The sequence below is a fragment of the Cupriavidus sp. HY129 genome (assembly GCF_059492215.1).
This window is the reverse complement of record NZ_CP083254.1, coordinates 601,234-622,567: the sequence shown is the minus strand read 5'-3', so window position 1 is coordinate 622,567 and position 21,334 is coordinate 601,234. Positions and strand designations below refer to the sequence as shown.

16 protein-coding genes are annotated in these 21,334 nt (G+C 65.7%); 12 read left to right on the top strand and 4 right to left on the bottom strand.

Features of this window, described 5'->3' with window-relative positions:
* Positions 1-48 precede the first annotated feature (48 nt).
* From K6G35_RS02915 to K6G35_RS02895, 5 genes are all read left to right on the top strand, one after another.
* A complete protein-coding gene (locus K6G35_RS02915) occupies positions 49-3,414 on the top strand; it encodes a diguanylate cyclase (protein WP_035881445.1) in 3,366 nt (1,121 codons plus the stop codon).
* Between the two features lie 295 nt (positions 3,415-3,709).
* Positions 3,710-5,017, top strand: a complete 1,308-nt coding sequence (locus K6G35_RS02910; protein WP_008643565.1) for a dicarboxylate/amino acid:cation symporter — start codon at positions 3,710-3,712, stop codon at positions 5,015-5,017.
* 242 nt (positions 5,018-5,259) lie between these two features.
* Positions 5,260-7,128: a sensor histidine kinase gene (locus K6G35_RS02905; RefSeq protein WP_495676330.1), complete on the top strand. Its 1,869-nt coding sequence runs from the start codon at positions 5,260-5,262 to the stop codon at positions 7,126-7,128.
* On the top strand, positions 7,118-8,494 hold the full coding sequence (locus tag K6G35_RS02900; protein ID WP_008643567.1) for a sigma-54-dependent transcriptional regulator: 1,377 nt from the start codon (positions 7,118-7,120) through the stop codon (positions 8,492-8,494). The genes K6G35_RS02905 and K6G35_RS02900 overlap by 11 nt, the downstream gene beginning before the upstream one ends.
* Positions 8,495-8,977: 483 nt before the next feature.
* Positions 8,978-9,577: a helix-turn-helix domain-containing protein gene (locus K6G35_RS02895; protein WP_035881507.1), complete on the top strand. Its 600-nt coding sequence runs from the start codon at positions 8,978-8,980 to the stop codon at positions 9,575-9,577.
* A 102-nt stretch (positions 9,578-9,679) separates the two neighbouring features.
* Here K6G35_RS02895 and ocd read toward each other — a convergent pair whose 3' ends face one another.
* The 3 genes from ocd to K6G35_RS02880 all read right to left on the bottom strand — a co-directional run bounded on the left by ocd (position 9,680) and on the right by K6G35_RS02880 (position 13,621).
* The gene (gene ocd / locus K6G35_RS02890; RefSeq protein ID WP_234706938.1) at positions 9,680-10,753 is read right to left on the bottom strand and encodes an ornithine cyclodeaminase; all 1,074 of its coding nucleotides are present in this window, start codon (positions 10,751-10,753) and stop codon (positions 9,680-9,682) included.
* Positions 10,754-10,792: 39 nt separating this feature from the next.
* The gene (locus K6G35_RS02885) at positions 10,793-11,671 is read right to left on the bottom strand and encodes a dimethylarginine dimethylaminohydrolase family protein (RefSeq protein WP_008643573.1); all 879 of its coding nucleotides are present in this window, start codon (positions 11,669-11,671) and stop codon (positions 10,793-10,795) included.
* 156 nt (positions 11,672-11,827) lie between these two features.
* On the bottom strand, positions 11,828-13,621 hold the full coding sequence (locus tag K6G35_RS02880; RefSeq protein WP_495676067.1) for a chloride channel protein: 1,794 nt from the start codon (positions 13,619-13,621) through the stop codon (positions 11,828-11,830).
* A gap of 166 nt (positions 13,622-13,787) precedes the next feature.
* On the opposite strand from K6G35_RS02880, the gene K6G35_RS02875 reads away from it, so the two are divergent.
* The 6 genes from K6G35_RS02875 (at position 13,788) to K6G35_RS02850 (ending at position 19,786) form a co-directional block, all read left to right on the top strand.
* Positions 13,788-14,918 carry an HPP family protein gene (locus K6G35_RS02875; protein WP_035881444.1) on the top strand — a complete coding sequence of 377 codons (1,131 nt, stop codon included), beginning with the start codon at positions 13,788-13,790 and terminating at the stop codon, positions 14,916-14,918.
* Between the two features lie 86 nt (positions 14,919-15,004).
* Positions 15,005-16,108, top strand: coding sequence for an AI-2E family transporter (locus K6G35_RS02870; protein WP_008643578.1), 1,104 nt, complete (start codon positions 15,005-15,007; stop codon positions 16,106-16,108).
* Positions 16,101-16,790, top strand: a complete 690-nt coding sequence (locus K6G35_RS02865) for a paraquat-inducible protein A (protein WP_286879648.1) — start codon at positions 16,101-16,103, stop codon at positions 16,788-16,790. Before K6G35_RS02870 ends, K6G35_RS02865 begins: the two co-directional genes overlap by 8 nt.
* Complete coding sequence (locus K6G35_RS02860; protein WP_008640879.1) at positions 16,787-17,578, top strand: paraquat-inducible protein A; 792 nt, start codon at positions 16,787-16,789, stop codon at positions 17,576-17,578. The genes K6G35_RS02865 and K6G35_RS02860 overlap by 4 nt, the downstream gene beginning before the upstream one ends.
* Positions 17,562-19,202, top strand: a complete 1,641-nt coding sequence (locus K6G35_RS02855; protein WP_495676066.1) for a PqiB family protein — start codon at positions 17,562-17,564, stop codon at positions 19,200-19,202. Before K6G35_RS02860 ends, K6G35_RS02855 begins: the two co-directional genes overlap by 17 nt.
* Positions 19,199-19,786 (top strand): PqiC family protein, encoded by a 588-nt coding sequence (locus tag K6G35_RS02850; RefSeq protein WP_495676065.1) that lies wholly within the window; start codon positions 19,199-19,201, stop codon positions 19,784-19,786. Before K6G35_RS02855 ends, K6G35_RS02850 begins: the two co-directional genes overlap by 4 nt.
* Positions 19,787-19,790: 4 nt before the next feature.
* Here the strand turns inward: K6G35_RS02850 and K6G35_RS02845 are convergent, their stop codons facing one another.
* On the bottom strand, positions 19,791-20,312 hold the full coding sequence (locus K6G35_RS02845; protein WP_495676064.1) for a nucleoside 2-deoxyribosyltransferase: 522 nt from the start codon (positions 20,310-20,312) through the stop codon (positions 19,791-19,793).
* 442 nt (positions 20,313-20,754) lie between these two features.
* Between K6G35_RS02845 and K6G35_RS02840 the strand changes: the two genes are divergently transcribed.
* Positions 20,755-21,333 carry a fimbrial protein gene (locus tag K6G35_RS02840; RefSeq protein WP_008640883.1) on the top strand — a complete coding sequence of 193 codons (579 nt, stop codon included), beginning with the start codon at positions 20,755-20,757 and terminating at the stop codon, positions 21,331-21,333.
* Position 21,334: the final 1 nt, after the last annotated feature.

Genomic DNA, 21,334 nt, shown 5'->3' with positions numbered 1-21,334 from the left:
ACCCACACCGGCAACGCCCGGCGCCTGCGCCCCCGGATAGCGAGAAAGATGACGCCTGAGACGGTCGCGACCCGTTCCACCCTCCCGATACCTGTGCCGGCTGCCCGCTGGGGCCTGCTGCTGGCCGCCGTGGGCTACTTCGCGCTGGCGACAGCGGGGATCTGGCTGGGCCGGCAGCCCGGCACCGGCGCCATGCTGTGGATGGGCAACGCCTTCGGGCTGGGCCTTCTGCTGCACCGCCCCCGACAGGAGGCGCCGGCACTGCTCGCGTCGATGCTGGCAGCAGACGTCGTCGCCAACCTGCTGGCCCACCACACTGCTGGCGTGGCGCTGCTGCTGGCCGGGGCGAACCTGCTCGAGATTGGCGGGATGGCCATGCTGCTGCGGCTGATGTCCAGCAGTGGCACCCTCGCACGCACCGGACCGCTGGCCACCTTCGCGCTCAAGCTCGGCGTGGCGGCCACGCTCGGGCCGGCCATCAGCGGCGTGCCCGGCGCCGCCGTGCTGGCCACCGCATACGGCACCCAGTTTCCGCGCGTGTGGTGGGCGTGGTGGAACGCCGGCGCCATCGGCATGGTGATGCTGCTGCCACTCATGGTGTCGATCTCGCGCGAGCGCGTGCAGGCCGCGCTGCGCCGCCCGATGCTGCTGCGCCTGATTGCACTGTTCGTGCTGTGCATGGCGATCGGCACGGGCGCGATCCTGGCCGGCCACGAGCCGTTCGTCGTGATGTCCCTGCCGTTGGTCATCGTGGCACTGGCCAGCAATCCGTTCGCCACGGCGCTGCTGACGCTGGTCTCGGCGCTGGCTCTGGAGAGCATCGCGCATCTGGGTGGCATGCAGTTCCTGGTCTCGCGTACCACGCCGCTTTCAGGCGCGCTGATCCTGGTCTTCCCGATCTGCATCGCGTTCATGACCGAGCAGAACCGCAATGGCCGGGCCGAGCTGCGCAGTAGCGAACGCCGCTTCCGGCAGGCGCTCGAACATTCGGCCATCGGCATGGCATTGGTCGGCCTCGATGGCAAGTGGCAACTGGTCAATCGGGCGATGGTGGATCTGCTCGGCTACAGCGCCGAGGAACTGCGCGACCTGCCGTTCCAGGTCATGACCCACCCCGAGGATCTCGCCGCCGACCTGAGCCAGCTCGACCGGCTGCTGGCGGGCGAGATCGACGCATACCGGCTCGAGAAACGTTACCGGCATAAGCAGGGCCACTACCTGTGGGCGCTGCTGGCGGTCTCCCTGGTGCGCGACGAGCACTCGGGCGAGCCCCGGCATTTCATCGCCCAGATCGAGGACATTCACACGCGCAAGCTGGCCCAGGAACAGCTCGAGGCACAGACCCGCCGCACACAGCTCGCCGTCGAGGCCGGTGGCGTAGGCATCTGGGAATGGGACTTCAACACGGCGGCCATCACGTGGGACGCACGCATGTATGCGCTGCACGGCACGGATATGGAACTCGGGCCGCCTTCGCTGGCCGAGTGGATCGCGAAGATCCATCCCGAGGATGTCAGCCGCGTCAGTTCGGAGATGCGCCAGGCCATCCGCGGCGCGCGCCGGTTCGATACCGAATACCGCATCGTTCGCCCTGCCGGCGAGACCCGGCATGTGCGCGCCATGGCCATGATCTCGCGCCACGAGGACGGCACCGCCCACTCGCTGGTCGGCACGAACTGGGACATCACTGAGCAACGCACGCTGACACGCGCGCTGTTCGAGGAAAAGGAACGGCTGCAGATCACGCTGCGCTCGATCGGCGACGCCGTGATCTGCACGGACCGCGTGATGCGCGTCACGTTCATGAACCCGATCGCCGAACAGCTTACGGGCTGGAGTCTGGATGCCGCGATGGGCCAGCCGCTCGATCAGGTGTTCCGCATCGTCGACGAGATCACCGGACTCACGATCCCGAGCCCGGTCGAGCAATGTCTGGAAACGCTGCGCCCAGCCTACCTGCAGGAAGGCGCGGTGCTGCAGAGCCTGACCGGCGAGCGGCACGACGTGCAGGACTCCGCCGCGCCGGTGCTGACCAACGATGGCGGCGTGCTTGGCGCGGTGCTCGTGTTCCAGGACATCACCTCGTCACGGGCGATGCAGCGCGAACTGGCCCACTCGGCCACCCACGACGCCCTGACCGGGCTGCCCAACCGGGCCTGGTTCGAAAAGCGCCTGCGCGAGGCGTGCGAGCAGGCGCGCTTGCATGGACACCGCACCGCGCTCTGCTTCATCGATCTGGACCGCTTCAAGATCGTCAACGACACAGCCGGCCACGGGGCCGGCGACGTGCTGCTGCGCGAGCTTGGCTACGTGATCCGCCACCATGTGCGCCCCGACGACCTGCTGGCGCGCCTGGGGGGCGACGAGTTCGCGTTGCTGCTCAAGGATTGCAGCATCGACCACGCCGAGCAGGTCTGCCAGAAGGTCATCAACGCGATCCGCGAGCGCCGCTTTCCGTGGGAAGGGCGCGTCTATGACGTGGGCGCCAGCATCGGCATTGCCGCGATCGACGCCGACGCGCCACCGGTCAGCGAACTGATGAGCCGTGCCGACGTGGCCTGCTACGCCGCCAAGGCAGCCGGCCGCAACCGCGTGTCGGTCTACCGCCGCGACGAAAGCGATGCCAGACGCCACCATCGCGAACTCGAGGTGGCGGCGGGCATTCACTCGGCGCTGGAGGCTAACCGCTTCCGCCTGTACGTGCAGGAAATCCAACCGCTGCAGCCCGAGATCGAGCACGCGCGCCACGTGGAGGTGCTGGTACGGATGGTCGACGAACAGGGCACCCTGATCATGCCCGGCGCGTTCATCCCCGCGGCAGAACGCTACGACCTGATGGGCCATGTCGACCGCTGGGTGATCCGCAACGTGCTCCACCAGTTCGGCGAACGGCTGGCGCGGGTGCCGGATCTGGTGGTGTCGATCAACCTGTCCGCCAACTCGCTCGGGGAACCCTTCCTGCTGCCATTCCTGCACAGCACGCTGGAAGATTCGATGCTGCCCGCAGCGCGCCTGGTGCTGGAGATCACCGAAACCGCGCTGATCCACAACATGACCGCCGCCAGCCGCCTGCTGAAGGAGATGCGCCACGCGGGCTGCACCGTGGCGCTGGACGACTTCGGCTCGGGGCTGTCGTCGTTCGCGTACCTGAAGCAGTTCCCGGTGGACTACCTGAAGATCGACGGCAGCTTCATCCGCAACCTGGCCGACAACGTGGTGGATCGCGAGATCGTCAGCTCGATCAACGACATCGGCCACCGGCTCGGCGTGCGCACGGTGGCCGAATGGGTCGAGGACGAAACCACGCTGCGCGTGCTGCGCGCGATTGGCGTCGACTACGCACAGGGCTACGCTATCGGTCGCCCCATGCCGATAGAGATTTTCCTGGAGATCTGCGAGAACGCGGACATCTGACGAGCCTGCGTCTCGCCCGGGTGCCCTCCACGGCACTCTCGGCACCTCCCCTCCCCTTACGCCGTTCGGAAATCCGAACGGCGTTTTTGCTTCCGCATCCGGATTTCCGAACGGCGCGTACGCATCACTCAGAAAATCCCTTTGTATTCATCCACTTACATCTGTATCCAGATGCAACCGGGCTGGCACGGCTCGTGCGATTTAGGCGCCGCCGTAGGGCACACAAGCGCGGCCGCGCCATCCCCAAGAGGAAACACGCGGGGGCCGCCACAGTACAAAGGAGGATGTACCCACGATGACAAAACGACTGCCAACCCTGATCTTCGTCGCGATGCTGCTAGGCGTGCTCGTCGGCGCTGCCGTGCACAACATGTCGCCGGACGCCGCAACCGCGAAGTCGATCGCCGATCACCTGTCGATCCTGACCGACGTGTTCCTGCGGATGATCAAGATGATCATCGGCCCGCTGGTGTTCGCCACACTGGTTTCCGGCATTGCCAGCATGGGCGACGGCAAGACCGTCGGCCGCATCGGCCTGAAGGCGATGGCCTGGTTCATGGCCGCGTCGATCACGTCGCTGCTGCTGGGCCTGCTGATGGCCAACCTGCTGGCCCCGGGCCACGGCATGAACCTGCCGCTGCCGGCCGCCGACGCCGCGTCGAACCTGAAGACCGGCGCGCTGAACCTGCGCGACTTCATCGCCCACATGTTCCCGAAGAGCTTCGTGGAAGCGATGGCCACCAACGAAGTGCTGCAGATCGTGGTGTTCTCGCTGTTCTTCGGCTTCGCGCTGGGTACCCTCAAGGACGGCGTGGGCAAGCCCGTGCTGGCCGGTATCGATGGCCTGGGCCACATCATGCTCAAGGTCACCAACTACGTGATGGCCTTCGCGCCACTGGGCGTGTTCGGCGCCGTCTCCGCCGTGATCTCGGCACAGGGCCTGGGCGTGCTGGTGGTCTACGCCAAGCTGCTGGGCAGCGTGTACGCGGCGCTGGCGCTGCTGTGGCTGGCACTGATCGCGGGTGGCTACTTCTTCCTGGGTCGTGACGTCTTCCGCCTGATGCGCACGCTGCGCGCGCCGCTGATGATCGGCTTCGCCACGGCCAGCAGCGAATCGGCCTACCCGAAGGTGATCGACCAGCTCACGCGCTTCGGCGTCAAGCCGCGCATCACGAACTTCGTGCTGCCGCTGGGCTACTCGTTCAACCTTGACGGCTCGATCATGTACACCTCCTTTGCCGCCCTGTTCGTGGCGCAGGTGTATGGGATCCAGCTTTCGCTGACCCAGCAGATCACCATGCTGCTGGTGCTGCTGGTCACCAGCAAGGGCATCGCCGGCGTGCCGCGCGCCTCGCTGGTGGTGGTAGCCGCCGTTCTGCCGATGTTCGGCCTGCCCGAAGCCGGCATCCTGCTCGTCCTCGGTATCGACCATATCCTCGATATGGGCCGGACCGTGACCAATGTGCTTGGCAATGCCATTGCCACGACCGTCGTCGCCAAAAGCGAAGGCGCGATCGGCGCGCCGGAACTCTCCGAGGAGGCAGACACCTCCGAGGACAGCAATGCCGGCCTGACACCCGCTCAGGTCCTGGCGAGCAAGTAGGTTATTGCTCCCAGGCGTGCCAGGGCCCGGTTGCCGATCAGGTAACCGGGCCTTTTTGCTTTTTGGCGGCTGTAACGCCGGGTGTGGTAAAACGTCGCCTTGCCGATGGCTCGCATCACCCGAATGCGTGAAAGCATTCGATAAATGCCTCATAGAGCACTCATTGGCGCCCGTATCACCGATTCCGCATGATTGCCCCCCTTGAATCCATCCCCGTTCCCGGCCAGTCCGAGGGCGGCGGTATGCCCTCGCCATGGCGTCGCGTCGCGCCGTTCGTCGCCCTGCTCGCGCTGGCCGCCCTGGTCACGCTGGCCGGGTGGCTCGGCTATCGCTATACGTACGACACCGCGCTGGCCCGCCAGGCCGAGCGCGGCCAGGTGCAGCTGCGGCTCTACGCCCAGGCGCTGGAAAGCGAACTGGCGCGCTACGACTACGTGCCGAGCCTGCTGTCGCTGGACGCGCGGATCGACGGGCTGCTGCGCGAGCCGGGCGATCCCGCGCGCGTGGCGCAGGCCAATGCCTATCTGGCATCGCTGAACATCCGCGCCGGCACGCGCGTGGTCTATGTGCTCGACGCCCGCGGCAAGGTGCTGGCAACGAGCAACTACCAGCGCCCCGACAGCTACCTGGGCGAAGACCTGAGCTTCCGCCCCTATTTCCGCACGGCCATCGACGGCCAGCTCGGGCGCTTCTACGGCGTGGGCACCACGCGCAGCGAATCCGGCTACTACCTGTCCGCGCCGCTCGGCGACCGTGACCGGCCTCAGGGCGTGGCCGTGGTCAAGATCGGCCTCGAACCGCTGGAGAACCGCTGGCAGGGCAACGACAGCCAGATGCTGCTGGCCGACGAGAATGGCGTGGTGATCCTGGCCTCCGACCCGTCATGGAAGCTGGCCGCCTTGCGGCCGCTCTCCGCCGACCAACGCGCGACGCTGGACCGCAGCCTGCAGTACAACCGCGCGCCGTTGCCGCAACTGGAACTGTCCAAAGTCCGCGCGCTCGGCAGCGGCCCGGCCGAGGGCGGCGACGCGCTGATGCGTCTGCGCCAGGGCCCGCCAATGCTGGCCCAGCATCTGGCGCTGGCGGGCACGGACTGGAATCTCACCCTGCTCACCAACACCTCCCAGGCACGCGTGGCCGCGCTCAACAGTGCCGCGCTGGCCGGCGTGCTGGCGGCCTTCGTGCTGCTGCTTGCCGCTGCATGGAACGTGCGGCGGCGCATCATCAGCGAGCGACTGGCCGCGCGCGCCGCGCTGGAAGCGGCCAACAGCGAACTCGAGCGCAAGGTGGCCGAGCGCACCGCCGATCTGTCCGCCAGCAACCAGCAGCTTCACGCCGAAGTGGCCGAACGGATCCGCACCGAGACGGTGTTGCGACAGGCCCAGGACGGCCTGATGCAGGCGGGCAAGCTCGCCGCTGTAGGCCAGATGTCGGCCGGCATCGCGCACGAACTGAACCAGCCTTTGACCGCGCTGCGCACACTGTCCGGCAACACGGGCAAGTTCCTGGAGCGCGGCGACTACGAGACAGTGCAGCACAACCTGGACAAGATCGTCGGACTGGTGGAGCGGATGGGTCGCATCACGGGCGCGCTCAAGTCGTTCGCCCGCAATCCGTCGGCAAGCCAGCGCAGCGTGGCGCATCTGGGCGACGCGGTCGAAAACGCGCTGTTCCTGCTGGAAACGCGTGTGACGGCCGTGGCGCCGCGCATCGAGCGCCAGATCGACCCGCACCTGGCCGTGGCCTGCGATCCGAACCGCCTCGAACAGGTGCTGGTCAACCTGATCGGCAATGCGCTCGACGCGCTGCGCGATCGCCCCGATCCCCTGCTGTCGTTGCACGCCTACGAGACCGGCGAAAACGGTGGCATGGTGCATCTGACGGTGCGGGACAACGGCCCGGGCCTCTCCGAAGCCGCGTTCGCGAAGCTGTTCGAACCGTTCTTCACCACCAAACCCGCGGGCGAAGGGCTCGGCCTTGGACTCACCCTGTCCGCCGGCATCCTCAACGAGAACGGCGGCAACCTGAGCGCGATCAATCACCCCGATGGCGGCGCCTGCTTCACGCTGGCACTGCCGCAGGCGCGCGAGACACTTCGCCATGTCCGCTAACCCGATCGAAGCGCCCCTGAACGCCGAGGCAACGAGCCCCGTGCTGACCGTGCTCATTGTCGAGGACGACGCCGACGTGCGGCTCGGCTGCGAACAGGCGCTGCGCCTCGAAGGCATTGCCACACGCGCGGTAGGCAGCGCCGAAGCCGCGCTGCGTGAGGTCGATACCGGCTACGCGGGCATTGTCGTCAGCGATATCAACCTGCCGGGATCGGACGGCATGGCGCTGCTGCGCGAACTCGCGTCGCGCGATGCCGCGCTGCCCGTCATCATGATCACCGGCCATGGCGATATCACGCTGGCCGTGCAGGCCATGAAACAGGGCGCCTACGATTTCATCGAGAAGCCGTTCTCGCCCGAACGGCTCGTGGCCACTTGCCGGCGCGCGCTGGAGAAGCGTCGCCTGGCACTCGAGGTGGCAGACCTGCGAGCCCGGCTGGCGGGGCAGGAATCGCTCTCCGCGCGCCTGATCGGTCATTCGCCCGCCATCGAGCGCCTGCGCCAGATGATCACCGGCCTCGGCAACACGACCGCGAGCGTGCTGATTCATGGTGAGACCGGCACCGGCAAGGAACTGGTGGCACGCTGCCTGCACGAAGCCAGCGCGCGGCGGGCGCGGCATTTCGTGCCGATCAATTGCGGCGGGCTGCCCGAGCAACTGTTCGAATCCGAGATCTTCGGCCATGAGGCCGGCGCGTTCACGGGTGCGGCCAAACGCCGCATCGGCAAGATCGAACACGCTGAAGGCGGCACGCTGTTTCTCGACGAAATCGAGAGCATGCCGATGCAGATGCAGATCAAGCTGCTGCGCGTGTTGCAGGAGCGTGTGGTGGAGCGGCTGGGCTCGAATCAGGCGGTGCAGGTCAACACGCGCGTGGTGGCGGCCACCAAGGCCGATCTACGCGCGGCGGCCGAATTGGGCCAGTTCCGCGCCGATCTCTATTACCGTCTCAATGTCGTCACGCTTGAGCTTCCGCCGTTGCGAGAGCGCCGGGAAGACATCCCGCTGCTGTTCGAGCACTTCGTCGCGCAGGCCGCGCTGCGATTCGAACGCGAGGCGATACCGCCCACGCCAGCCGAGATGGCCGGATTGATGGCCTACCCGTGGCCCGGCAACGTGCGCGAGTTGCGCAACCTGGCCGAGCGCCACGTGCTGGGGCTGGGATGCCGGCCAGGAGAAGGCGGACACGATATGGCGCCACCCGCGGCCTTGCCGCTGGCGCAGGCGGTAGAACAGTTCGAACGTGCACTGATAGCAGACGCGCTGCGCCGCCATGATGGAAATCTGACACGCGCCGGCGAGTCGCTCGGCATTGCCAAGACCACTCTTTTCGACAAGGTCCGCAAGTACGGACTTTCGTCATGAGAATGTGGCAACTTACAAAATGCCGTTTTGATGGGAACTGGCGACCACGCGGGGAGTCTCTGCAATCGTCATGTGAAGAACGTCTGATACATATCGCAACATGATCTTTGCACTCACCTGTCCACGCGATCCGCGCAGCGTACGTTAAACGACAAAAGTGTGACGTCAGTCATGACTCTGGCTGTGACGAGTGCGTATCAAGGGGCCATACTAGTGACGTTTTCGCAGAGATGCGATTTGATGGTGTAGACAGGTACCAGGCAGCACAAGACTGCAGGCACCGAAAACGTGCACGGCATCCTGTAGCCGTTGTCATGTCACGTAGCAAATGCAAAAGCAACAAAGACCAGCCGGGGAGCGGGTCGCACGCATCAGGGTCAGTAAAAATTCGACAGCCCGGTATTTAACCGGCGTGGCGTGTCCGAAGGCGCCACGGCGTGCGCGTTGCGCGCCGAGCTGCTGATCGATACTACGGGTGATTGGATGAAACTGGATCCAGAACTGGCTGAAAAGCCATACTACAGCACGCGCACCGCAGCAAAACTCCTGAACGTCTCGTTGGGCACCGTCCAGAAGATGGTCGAACGGGGTGAGCTTGGCGCCTGGAAAACCAACGGCGGCCACCGCCGTATCCACAAGGAAACGGTGCACCGCTTGCTCGCCAGCCGGTCCGTGCCCGACGCGGCAATGGAGCACGACCTCGATCTGCTGGTCTTCCATCCGAACCATGTGGAAGCGCAACGCATCAGCGCGCAGCTTGGCAAATGGTCGTTGCCGCTCAAAAGCCAGGTGCTCGAGGACGTGGTGGACACGGTGATCACATCGGTCGATTCACGTCCGCGCGTGGTGCTTTACTACGTTGAAGAACTCAATGACGCGCAATCGGCGACGATCGAGAAGCTGCAGAATTTCTTCTCGCGCCAGCACGTGGTCTTCGCGGTAATCACGAACCGCCAGGCCTACGACGGCGTGGCTGACGCGCTCCAGCAATGGGGCATCATGGTGTTCCTCAAGACACCGTCGCTGGAAGAGATCAAGGGATTTCTGCGCGCCCAACTGATGATGGGGCGCGTGGGCGCCTGACCCGCCTGATTCCCGATACGACAACGGCCCGGACGCAAGTCCGGGCCGTTGTGCCATTGGGCGCGCCAATTGTCACGGCATGCGCCTGGCGTTGGCGATGCCTCACGCCAGGGCGACGGCCTTCCCGGGAACATCGCTCATCGCACCGGGTATGGCAATATCCGGCTTCATCATCCATCCGTAGAGATCGCGCGGATCTGGCGGCAAGGCCACAAGCTCGATGAACTGGCCCGCGTGATGCGCGATGGCCGCCGCATGGAGCCAGCGAAGCGCCGAGTAGTCTTCCAGCGCGAAACCGACAGAATCGAAGATCGTCACGTCATCCGCACTGGCACGCCCCGGCACCGCGCCCGACAACACTTGCCACAGCTCACTGACCGGTGCCTCCGGCCACTGCTGGATCTCTCCTTCGATGCGCGACTGCGGCGCGTACTCCACCATGATCCGCGCGCGATGCAGGATGTCGACGTGCAGCTCGGTTTTGCCCGGGCAATCCCCCCCCACGGCGTTGAGATGCATCCCCGGCCGGATCATGTCCGGTGTCAGGATCGTTGCGCGGGTCTTGTCCGCCGTTACCGTGGTGACGATATCGGCACCGTCGAGCGCCTCTCGCACCGAACGTGTCGGCACGATGCTCAGCCCCGGCACAGCCGCGAGGTTGCGCATCAGCCGTGCGGTGGCATGCGAGTCGATGTCGAAGGCGCGTACCGTCTCGATACCGAGGCCTGCATGGAAGGCCAGCGACTGGAATTCGGCCTGGGCGCCGTTGCCGATCAACGCCATGGTCCGCACGCCGGGCCGCGCCATGGCGCGCGCGGCGAGCACCGATGTCGCCGCGGTGCGCAAGGCCGTGGCCAGCGTGAGATCGGCCAGCAGCAACGGGAATCCGGTCTCCACTTCGGCCAGCATGCCGCACGCCATCACCGTTGGCAGCGCGTGTCGCGCGTTGCGCGGATGTCCGTTGACGTACTTGAACGCGAACTGGACGCCATCGCTGACAGGCATCAGCTCTATCACGCCCACCGATGAATGGCTGGCCAGCCGTGCCGACTTCTCGAACGCATCCCAGCGCAGGAAATCCTGCCGCACACAGTCCGCCATCTGCATGATGGCCACCGGGACACCGATGCGCCGCACCAGCGCCGCAACGTCACCGGCATCCAGGAATCGCGTCATCCCGGTTTCTTTCAGTGCGTGCTTCATGCTCGACTCCTTTCATGCCGCGACCGCACGCCGCACGGACGTGCTGACGCGGTCCAGACGCAACGTCATGCAATACGCACCACCGCCCGACATCATGTACGGCGACAGATCCACCTCGAGCACCCGATAGCCGCGACTGCCCAGCTCGGTACGCAGATGCGGCGTGGTGCGCGTCATCACGACGGTGTCGCCGCGATTGACCGCGTTCACGCTGAAATGCCGCAGGTCGTCCTCGGTGGCCTCGATGCGCTGCGCGGCCGGAACGCGCGCGCGAATCTCGCGCAGCGCGGCAGGACTGAATGCGGGTGGGTAGTACAGGACTTCGCCACCGGCCAGGGGGCAGAAGCAGACGTCGAGGTGATAGCTCTGTTCGGTGGCAAGCTCCAGGGCCACGACTTCCTGACCGAAGTGACGCGCCATCGCATCGGCGGCTTCACGGGAGGAACGCGGTCCGAAGCCGGCCCAGAAGTGGCCACGCGACGCATCCCAGATGCAGTCGCCCGCGCCTTCCTGATAGCAACCCTCGGGCAGCGTCTCGACGCTGTCGATCAGGCCGCGCGCGCGCAGGTCTTCGAATATCGCGGCGAACGGCGCCTCCTCGCCACGCCGCTGCGGATAGCGAAAGCGCGCCAGCACGGCCTTGCCATCGAGCACGACAGCCGCGTTGGCCGGGAACACCATGTCGGGTTGACCCGGCGCGCCTTCCATGACTTCAACCTGAAATCCGGCCGTGCCGAGCGCTTCCCGCAGGGCGTCGAACGACGCCATCGCGTGCCGATGCATGCCACGCGGGTCGCGTGCCCACGCCCCGGGGTCCATCCAGGGATTGATGCTGTAGGAAACGTCGTAGAAGGTGGGGGCTACCAGGAGGATGGTCGGGCAGTCTGTCACGGTGGGGGCTCCTTGATTTCACTCTCGTGTTCGGTGAGTGAATTCTGGTGCCCTCGCACGTCAAAAAACAGCTAACAAACTGACCAGATTGCTATCCTTCGTAGCCGATATGCGAAGCAACTGTGCACAAAATGCCAGCGGAACAGCCGACCCCTGCTACACGGTGCGGCCAAGCGCCTTTATCGCCATCCCGCGCAACCGCTCACGCTGGGTTTCTTCGTGCAGCACGTGGCTGCTGGGCGCCATCAGGTCGCGCAGCGACACAATGCCCACCAGCCGCATCGTGGTCTCGTCCTCGACCACTGGCAGCCTGGCCACGCTGAGTTCGGCCATACGTCCGGCGGCGGCGCGACCGGTCTGTGCGGGCAACAGCACGGCCGGGCCGGCGTTCGGATTTGCGGCATCGGCAAGCAGATCGCCACAGGTCAGTCCGGCATCGTCGCCGGCATGTGCCGCGACAATTGCCGCGCGCTGGAGCATACCGATCACCCTGCCGTCCCGGAGCACCGGATAGGCGCGATGCGCAGCATGATCACCGAAGTATCGCGGCAGTGCCTCGGTGACCGGCAGGCTGGCGTCGATCGACACCACGTCCCGCGTCATCAGTTCGCCCACATGCGCGCGCTCCAGCGGATCGACGCCGTACTCGCGATAGATATGCAGCCCACGGCGCGCGATCTTCTCGGTCATGATCGAGCGCTTCATCGTCAGCACCGAGAAGCCGTAGGCCACGGCCGTCGTCAGCAGCAGCGGCAACAGCGCCTCGCTATCGTGCGTCAGGCCGAAGGCGAACACGATGGCCGTCAGCGGCGCGCCGAGCACGCTGCCAAGCACACCGGCCATGCAGACCAGTGCCCACAGGCCCGGCGATCCGCCCGGCAGCATCGGCGCCAGCACCACGCCAAGCCCCGCGCCAAGCATCAGCAACGGGGCCAGTACCCCGCCCGAGGTGCCCGAGCCGAGCGCGGCGATCCAGATCACCGCCTTGACGGCCAGCAGCGCCACCGCCGCTTCCACGAGCAGGCGGTTGTTGAGCAGGTCGCCGATCACGTCGTAGCCCACGCCGAGCGCGCGCGGCTCGAAATAGCCGCCGATCCCGACCACCAGGCCACCGATGGCCGGCCACCACATCCAGTGCAGGCGCAGATGGTCGAATGCATCCTCGGTGCGATACAGCGCGAGCGTGAGCCCAGCGCCAAGCACGCCGCACAGCAGCCCCGCCAGCACGCATGACCCGAGCGCCAGCGTGCTGGCCGGCGCGGTCTGCAGCGGAAACAGCGGCCCCGCTTCGAACACGAACGGCCGCAGGAACCCGGCCACGGCGCAGGCCAGCGCCACGGGCAGCAGGCTGCGCGGGCGCAGTTCGAACAGCAGCAGTTCGATGGCCAGCAGGACGGCCGCCACGGGCGTGCCGAAGATCGCCGTCATGCCTGCGCAGGCACCGGATACGAGCAGCGTCTTGCGCTCGGCCGCCGTCAGATGCAGGTATTGCGCCAGCAGCGAGGCGATCGAGCCGCCGGTCATGATGATCGGCCCTTCCGCCCCGAACGGGCCACCGCTGCCGATCACGATGCCCGACGACAGCGGCTTGAGCACCGCCACCTTCGGGGACATCTTGCTCTTGCCGAACAGCACCGCCTCGATCGCCTCTGGAATGCCGTGGCCGCGGATCTTGTCGCTGCCATAGCGCGCCATCAGGCCGACGATCAACCCGCCGATCGCAGGCACCACGATCACCCAGGGGCCCAGCATGTGTCCAGCCGGCGAGCGATCGGCAAACGACAGCGTCTGGAAGAAGAACAGGTTGGTGAAGAAGTGGATCAGATTGACCAGCACATAGGCGGCGCCGGTGCTGATGGCACCGATGCCTAGCGCGATGGCAGCCAGCATGGGCAGGCGGCCATTGACGGCGTAGTCGCGTTTTTCGACGGTGTGAACTTCCGTATGCATGAGCGGGGGCGGCTTCTTTTCCGGCAGGATTGCCGGCCGGCGGAATATATCACGCCATGATATATTGGCGGGCCTCGCTCCTGTAGCGTGGTACGCTGCGACGCGCCCCGCGCACAGCAAAAACGCCCCCGTTGCGCCCCCAACGCCCCAACCGCCCCCGCTTTCGATGCCAGCAGCATTCGACTTATCCACTTCCGTTGCCGGAACACGTGCGTGGTTACGCACTTTCGTCCCCATGCCCATCGCGGCGAGCCGCCGCGAGCGCATCAAGAGCTGCATCGGCGCGCTGATCGGCCTGTTCCTCACGGAATGGATCTGCCGCCACTTCCTGCAGGGCTTCAACCCGTGGTTCGTGGCGCCGATGGGCGCGTCGGCAGTGCTGCTGTTCGCCGTGCCGGCCAGTCCGCTGGCACAGCCGTGGTCGATCATCGGCGGCAACCTCGTGGCCGCCACGGTCGGCGTGGCCTGCGCGCGCTGGATTCCGGAGCCGGGGCTGGCCGCCGGCGTGGCCGTCGCGGTGGCCATCGCACTGATGTTCCAGCTTCGCTGCGTGCACCCGCCCAGCGGCGCAGTGGCGATCACCGCCGTGTTTGGCGGACCTGCCGTGCAGGCGCTCGGTTTCGGCTTCGTGGTGGCGCCGGTCGCGATCAACTCGGCGCTGCTGCTCCTGACGGCGCTGGCGTTCAATAACCTCATGCAGCGGCGCTATCCGCACCGGCCGCCCGAGCCGCCCTCGCAGCACCTGACCAAGGATGTGCCGCCCAGCCGGCGCGTGGGCTTCACACGCGCGGACCTGGATGCAGTGCTGGCTGCACGCGGTGAATTCCTGGACATCGAGGAAGACGATCTCGAGGCGATCCTGGTGGCCGCCGAACTGCGTGCCTACTCGCGCCGCTTCGGCGACGTGCGCTGCAGCGACATCATGTCGCGCGACGTGGTGGCCGTGCGCCCCGGCCAGCGCGCGGCCGATGCCGCCGCGCTGCTGGCGCGCCACCACATCAAGGCGCTACCTGTGGTGGACGGCAATCGCCGCCTGCTCGGTATCGTGACGCAGAGCGATTTCTTCCGCGCGCATCGTTCGAACTCGCGCCGTGCCAACGGCACCGTGCGCGATCTGATGACGCGCGTGGTGGTGACCGCGCATGTCGACCAGCCGATGGTGGAACTGGCGCACGCGTTCTCCGATGGCGGGCTGCACCATGTGCCCGTGGTCGATGGAGACCGGCACGTCGTGGGCATGGTGACCCAGTCGGATCTGGTAGCCGCCCTGCTGCGCCGGGACACCACCGCAAACTGAGTGATCGAGGGGAAACCCGGACGGCTCATCGAATTCCGCTATGCTATCGGCGTTCTTATAAAGTGGACGCCCCTGGCCCGCCAAAGATGAGTTCCGGACAACTGATTGAGAAGCTGGCTGCCGTATTCGCGCTGATCGTCCTGATCGGCGGCTCGCTGCTCGTACTCGCGCCATTCGCCACGGCCCTGCTGTGGGGCGCGATCCTCGCCTACAGCTCCTGGCACCCCTATACCGTGCTGACGCGCTGGCTCGGCAACCGCCGCGGCCTGGCCGCGCTGATTTGCGTGCTGATCGCCACCGTGATCGTGCTCGGGCCGTTCGTCTACGCTGGCGCCAGCTTCTCGGCGCACATCGACGAACTGACCGCGCTGGTCAATCGCTATACCGAACACGGTATCCCGCAACTGCCGGACTGGCTCAGCAGCCTACCGTTCGTTGGCCCGCAGATCGAATCGGCCTGGAACAAGGTCATCACTGCCGACTCCGAAACCGTGGCCAGCCTGCGCAAGCTGATTGCGCCGGTGGGACACGCGCTGCTCGGCGCTGGCCTGTCGATCGGAGCCGGTCTCGGCCAGCTCGCGCTGTCGATCGTACTGGCGTTTTTCTTCTATACCGGCGGCGAATTGGCCGTGGACTGGGTACGCGGCGGCATGCGCCGTGTGTCCGGCGACCGGGCCGACCACTTGCTGTCACTGGCCGGCAGTACGGTCAAGGGCGTGGTCTACGGCGTGCTCGGCACCGCTTTTGTGCAGGCCGTGCTGGCCGGCATCGGGTTCTGGATCGCTGGCGTGCCCGGCGCGGCGATTCTCGGCTTCATCACGTTCTTCCTTTCCGTCGTGCCGATGGGCCCGCCGCTGGCCTGGATTCCCGCCGCGTTGTGGCTCTATCACACCGGCGAGACGGGCTGGGCGATCTTCATGGTGGTCTGGGGCGCCGCAGTGGTCGGCATGGCCGACAACGTCATCAAGCCGCTGCTCATCAGCAAGGGCACCGGCCTGCCGCTCATCTGGATCATGATGGGCGTGCTGGGCGGCGCGCTGGCCTTCGGCTTCCTGGGCGTCTTCATCGGGCCAACCGTGCTGGCAGTGGCGTACGCGCTGCTGCGCGACTGGACCATCGGCAACCAGGAACGCGCGAGCGTGACCGCCGTCACGGCGCCGCCGCCGTCCCAACTGACCCCGGATGCCTGAGCACCACGGCCCTGCGGCGTCGGCGTCCGCGCCGGCGCCGGACCTGCGCCACCTTGTGGCCTGCGAGTACTGCGACGCGCTCTATGAGCGTGCGTCGCTCGCGCCCGGCGAACGCGCCAACTGCCTGCGTTGCGGCAGCGAGCTCTATCGCGAAAGCACCCGCGCCTATCGCCGCCTGCTGCCGCTCGTGTTCACCGCCCTGATCCTGTTCGTGATCTCGAACACGTATCCGATCGTCGAAATGGACCTGAAGGGCGTACGCACCGAGACCACGCTCTGGGGCGCGGTGCAGGCGCTCTACTCGGACCAGATGACGCTGGTGGCCATGCTGGTGTTCGCCACGACGATCCTGTTCCCTCTCTCCGAGATGCTGATGATGTGCTACCTGCTGGTGCCGATGGCGCAGCGGAAGATGCCGCGCGGGTTCGACGCCATCGTGCGTGGCATCCGCCAGACCCGGCCCTGGGGCATGATCGAGGTCTTCATGATCGGCGTGCTGGTCACGCTGGTGAAGCTGTCGACCATGGCGGAAGTGCTGCCCGGCGTGGCGCTGTGGTCGTTCGGCGCGCTGGTGGTGGTGCTGGCCGCGATGCTGTCGTTCGATCCCCGCGACCTGTGGCATTACCTGGAAACGCCGGATGGGGATGACACCCCGCCCGGCGCGCAGGAGCCCACGCCATGAGCCAGCCATCACGCCCATCGCGCCCATCACGCACAGCCATGGCACGCGACCAGATCGCGCGGTCACGGCGCGTGGCCGCCGATGTGATGGCGGAGCTGACCGACGACGACGAACGTACCCCGCTGGCGGAGGTACCCACCGCGTCCTCGCGCGGGTTGCTGTCGTGCCATGCATGCGACCTGGTGAGCCCCATCACGCTCGAAGGCGAACCGTGCCCACGCTGCGGCGCCACGCTGCACCGCCGCAAGCCTGCCAGCCTGGCGCGCACCTGGGCCTTCCTGCTGGCCGCGTACATCCTCTACATCCCGGCCAACCTGCTACCGGTGATGGTCACCGAGTCGATCCTGGGCGTGCAGCGCGACACCATCCTGTCCGGTGTGCTCTATCTGTGGCTATCCGGATCGCACATGCTGGCTGGCGTGGTGCTGATCGCGAGTATCGTCGTGCCGCTGCTGAAGATGATGATCCTGACGCTGCTGCTGATCTCGGTGCACATGAAATCGACATGGCGCATCCGCCAGCAGACCAAGCTGTACGGGCTGGTCGAAGTCATCGGCCGCTGGTCGATGCTTGATATCTTCGTGGTGGCGCTGCTGGCCTCGCTGGTGCGCGCGGGCGCGCTGGCCACGATCATCCCCGGCGCTGGCGCGCTGGCATTTGCCTCGGTGGTCGTGATGACCATGCTGGCATCGCTAAGCTTCGACCCGCGCCTGCTTTGGGACTCGCTCGAGACCCCGAACCCCTCTTCCATCGAATTGCCGGAATCCGACAATGCCCGATCACGATAGTCCCTCCCCGCCGCCGACCTCCGGTGGCGTGCCCCAGCCCGCGCGCAAGCGTCGCGCCCGCTGGCTGCCATCGCTGGTGTGGCTGATCCCGATTGTCGCCGCCGTGGTCGGCGTCTCGCTGCTGATCAACACGCTCGCCTCACGCGGGCCGGAGATCAACGTCACCTTCCGCTCCGCCGATGGGCTGACACCGGGCAAGACCGCCGTGCGCTACAAGGACGTCGACATCGGTCTGGTCAAGTCGGTGCGGCTCGCGTCCGATCGCTCGCACGTGATCGCATCGATCGAGCTGACAAAGGACGCCGAGAGCTTCGCCGTCAAGGACACGCGTTTCTGGGTGGTGCGCCCGCGCTTTGCGATCAGTGGCGTATCCGGCCTGGAAACGCTGCTCTCGGGCGCCTACATCGGCGTGGATGCCGGCAAGTCACGGGAAAGCACGCGCAACTTCATCGGTCTCGAAGTGCCACCCGTGGTCACCGCCGACGCGTCCGGTCGCCAGTTCGTGCTGCGCGCCCAGGACTTGGGCTCGCTCGATATCGGCTCGCCGGTCTACTATCGCCGCGTGCAGGTAGGCCAGGTGGTGGCGTACCAGCTCGACCCGAACGGGCGTGACATCTCGCTGCGCGTGTTCGTCAACAAGCCGTACGACAAGCTCGTCAATGGCGACACCCGCTTCTGGCACGCCAGCGGCGTCGACCTCAAGCTCGATGCGAACGGCCTGAAGCTCTCCACGCAATCGCTGGTCACGGTGCTACTGGGCGGCGTGGCCTTCCAGGCACCGGACAACTCCACCGCAACGCAGCCGGCGTCCGAGAATACGCAATTCCTGCTGGCATCGGACCAGTCGGAGGCGATGAAGGAGCCTGAAGAACTGGCGCCAGCGCTGGCGGTGCTGAACTTCGACCAGTCGGTGCGCGGCCTGTCGCCGGGCGCGCCGGTCGACTTCCGCGGTGTGATCGTGGGCCAGGTGCGCTCGATCGGCATCGAATACCAGCGCGACAAGAAGGCATTCCGTATGCCCGTGGTGGTGGAGTTCTATCCGTCGCGCATGGGATTCCGGGAGCGCGATGTGTCCGACGAGGCCAAGAAGCGCAGCATCGTGCAAGGCCTGGTCAAGCGCGGCATGCGCGCGCAACTTCGCACCGGCAACCTGCTGACCGGTCAGCTCTACGTGGCGCTCGACTTCTTCCCGAAGGCGCCACCGCCGAAGGACCTCGACCTCAACGCAGCAATGCCGGAACTGCCGACCACACCGGGCGCCTTCGATGAGTTGCAGGCCAAGCTTGGCGATATCGTCAACAAGATCGACAAGGTGCCGTTCGATCAGATCGGCCAGGATCTGCGTACCAGCGTGGTGTCGATGAACAAGATGCTCGACAACGCCGACAAGCTCGTGACGCAACTGCACGGCGATGTGGCGCCCCAGGTGCTCGCGGCGCTGCAGGATGCCCGACGCACGCTGAACGCCGCCAATGGCACGCTGGCATCGGACGCGCCGCTGCAGCAGGATACGCGCCGCATGATGCAGGAACTGACGCGCACGGCCGTGTCGCTGCGCGCGCTGACCGACTATCTCGAGCGCCATCCCGAGGCGCTGTTGCGTGGGAAGACGGAGAAGGAATGATGAAACGCTCGCTGATGCTTCTGGCGCTGACCGCCGCGCTGCTCAACGGCTGCGCATCGCCGGAGCCCCGCTACTACACGCTCGCATCCACAGCCGCCCCGGCCACCACGTCCCCGACACCCGGCACGCAGCCCATCTGGATCGAGGTGTCGCCGGTCCGGGTGCCGGAGCGCCTGAACCGCGCCCAGCTCGTGGTGGCCGACGGCAACGCTGGCGGCGTGAAGATGCTGGACCTGTCGCGCTGGTCCGCGCCGTTGCCGGACGAGTTGCGCGATGCGCTGTCACAGCAGCTTCAGGCGAAACTCGGTGCCGTGGATACTTATCAGCAAGGCCTGTCCGAAGTGGAGCCGGTCTATCGCGTGACCACGGAAGTGGTGCGGCTGGATGCGGACCCTGGCCAGCGCGCCAGCGCTTCGATCGCCTGGACCGTACGCCGCCTGCCCGATGGCAAGGTCCTGGGCGGCCGCACGGAAGCCGAGTTGCCCGCGCCCGGTCAGGTGGATGGCGTGGTGAACGCCTATCGCCAGATCGTCGCGACAACCGCCGCCGACATCGCCGCCGGCGTGCAATCGCTGCGCCGCTAAGGCGTCAATCCCTCCGGGCCGCCAGTTGGCGGTCCGCTTCGGCCATCGCGGCCAGGCACACTTCGGCATCCCCCGTCACCAGCCGCACGCTGCAAGCCAGTATCAGGTTCATCGACAAGCCGAAGTCCTCCACCACATAGCCGCGCGCATCGCGCGCGTTCCCGTCGGCATCGGTCCTGACACGCACGCGATCCAGCAACGTGCCAGCATCGGCCGCATAGCCCCAGACGGGCTTCTCCAGCGCCACGGCAAACCCAACCTCGAACGCAGTACCGCTGTCAGGCTCCCCCGGCCCGCGGAAATCGTCGAGATTCGCCATCACGACATCTGCGCGACGAATCAACGCGATGTTGGCCTCGTAGATCCATTGTGCCGTGGCTGACCCCGACAGCCCGGACGGCGCCGCCTTGTCCAGCGGGTACAAGCCTTCATAGCCATACCGCAGGCACAGCGCCTTCAGGTGTTCACCCCAGTCGCGCGCGTCCTCGCGGAACACATCAAAGCCAGCGAGATAGACCATCTTCATGGCACTTCCTCCATTTGGAACGAACGAAAGAATAGCGCAGAGGTGTGCGTCTTTCATTTTTGATCCGCGCGCGGAACAGATTTAGTGAAATTGCGGTTGACTTGTAATTCCCATATCGGCCGATCTTGAAGGCACAAGGAAGTTTCCTACCTTCCATTCATCGCATTTAGTCTGCACAGCAGCCATCGCCGACACAGTCAATCGGAACATTCCCAAGAAAATCGTAAATTCAAGATAAATACGATTAAAAGAATTCCTAAAAATCAATAGTCTTTGACCCTGTCAGGAAGACGCGACGTATAGCGATTTCACTCGCGAAATTCCGGGGATATCCGCGTGGAATGTGCGGCTTCTTATCCCGGATACAGCTGCCATCGCTCGCTATGCGGATCTCCGCGATTCGCCTTGACAGTCACTAATCACATCAATACATGAGGTCAAAGTGAAACATATTCGAACAAAGATCCTTGCCACATCCCTGCTGCTTGCCACGATGAGTCCGGCCGCGTTTGCCGTGGATGGCACGATCACCTTTACTGGCCGAGTCACAGGGCAGACCTGCACCATCTCTGGCAACGGTAGACCGGCTGGCGATTTCACCATTGTGCTGCCCACCGTTACTGCCTCGACGCTGAACACCGCCGGCAACATCGCGGGTCGCACGCCTTTCAATATTCGGCTCACAAACTGCAACCCAAACACCGGTAACGTGGCAGTTCACTTCGAACCCGGTGCGGCAGTGGATCTCGGCACCGGTCGCCTGAAAAACACGGTTGTCAACAGTCCCGCTTCTGGCAGCACCCCAGCAATTACTGGTGCATCGAACGTCCAGATCGGTCTGCTGAACAGCGATATGACCAACATCAACGTAGGGGCCGCGTTCGCCTCGCAGAACTCGCAACGTGTGGCCATTACAAGTGGTGCCGCAACACTGCAGTACTACGCCCAGTACGTGGCAACCGGCGCCGCCACACTCGGCACACTCCAGACTTCGGCGACGTATTCCATCGTGTACCCGTAAG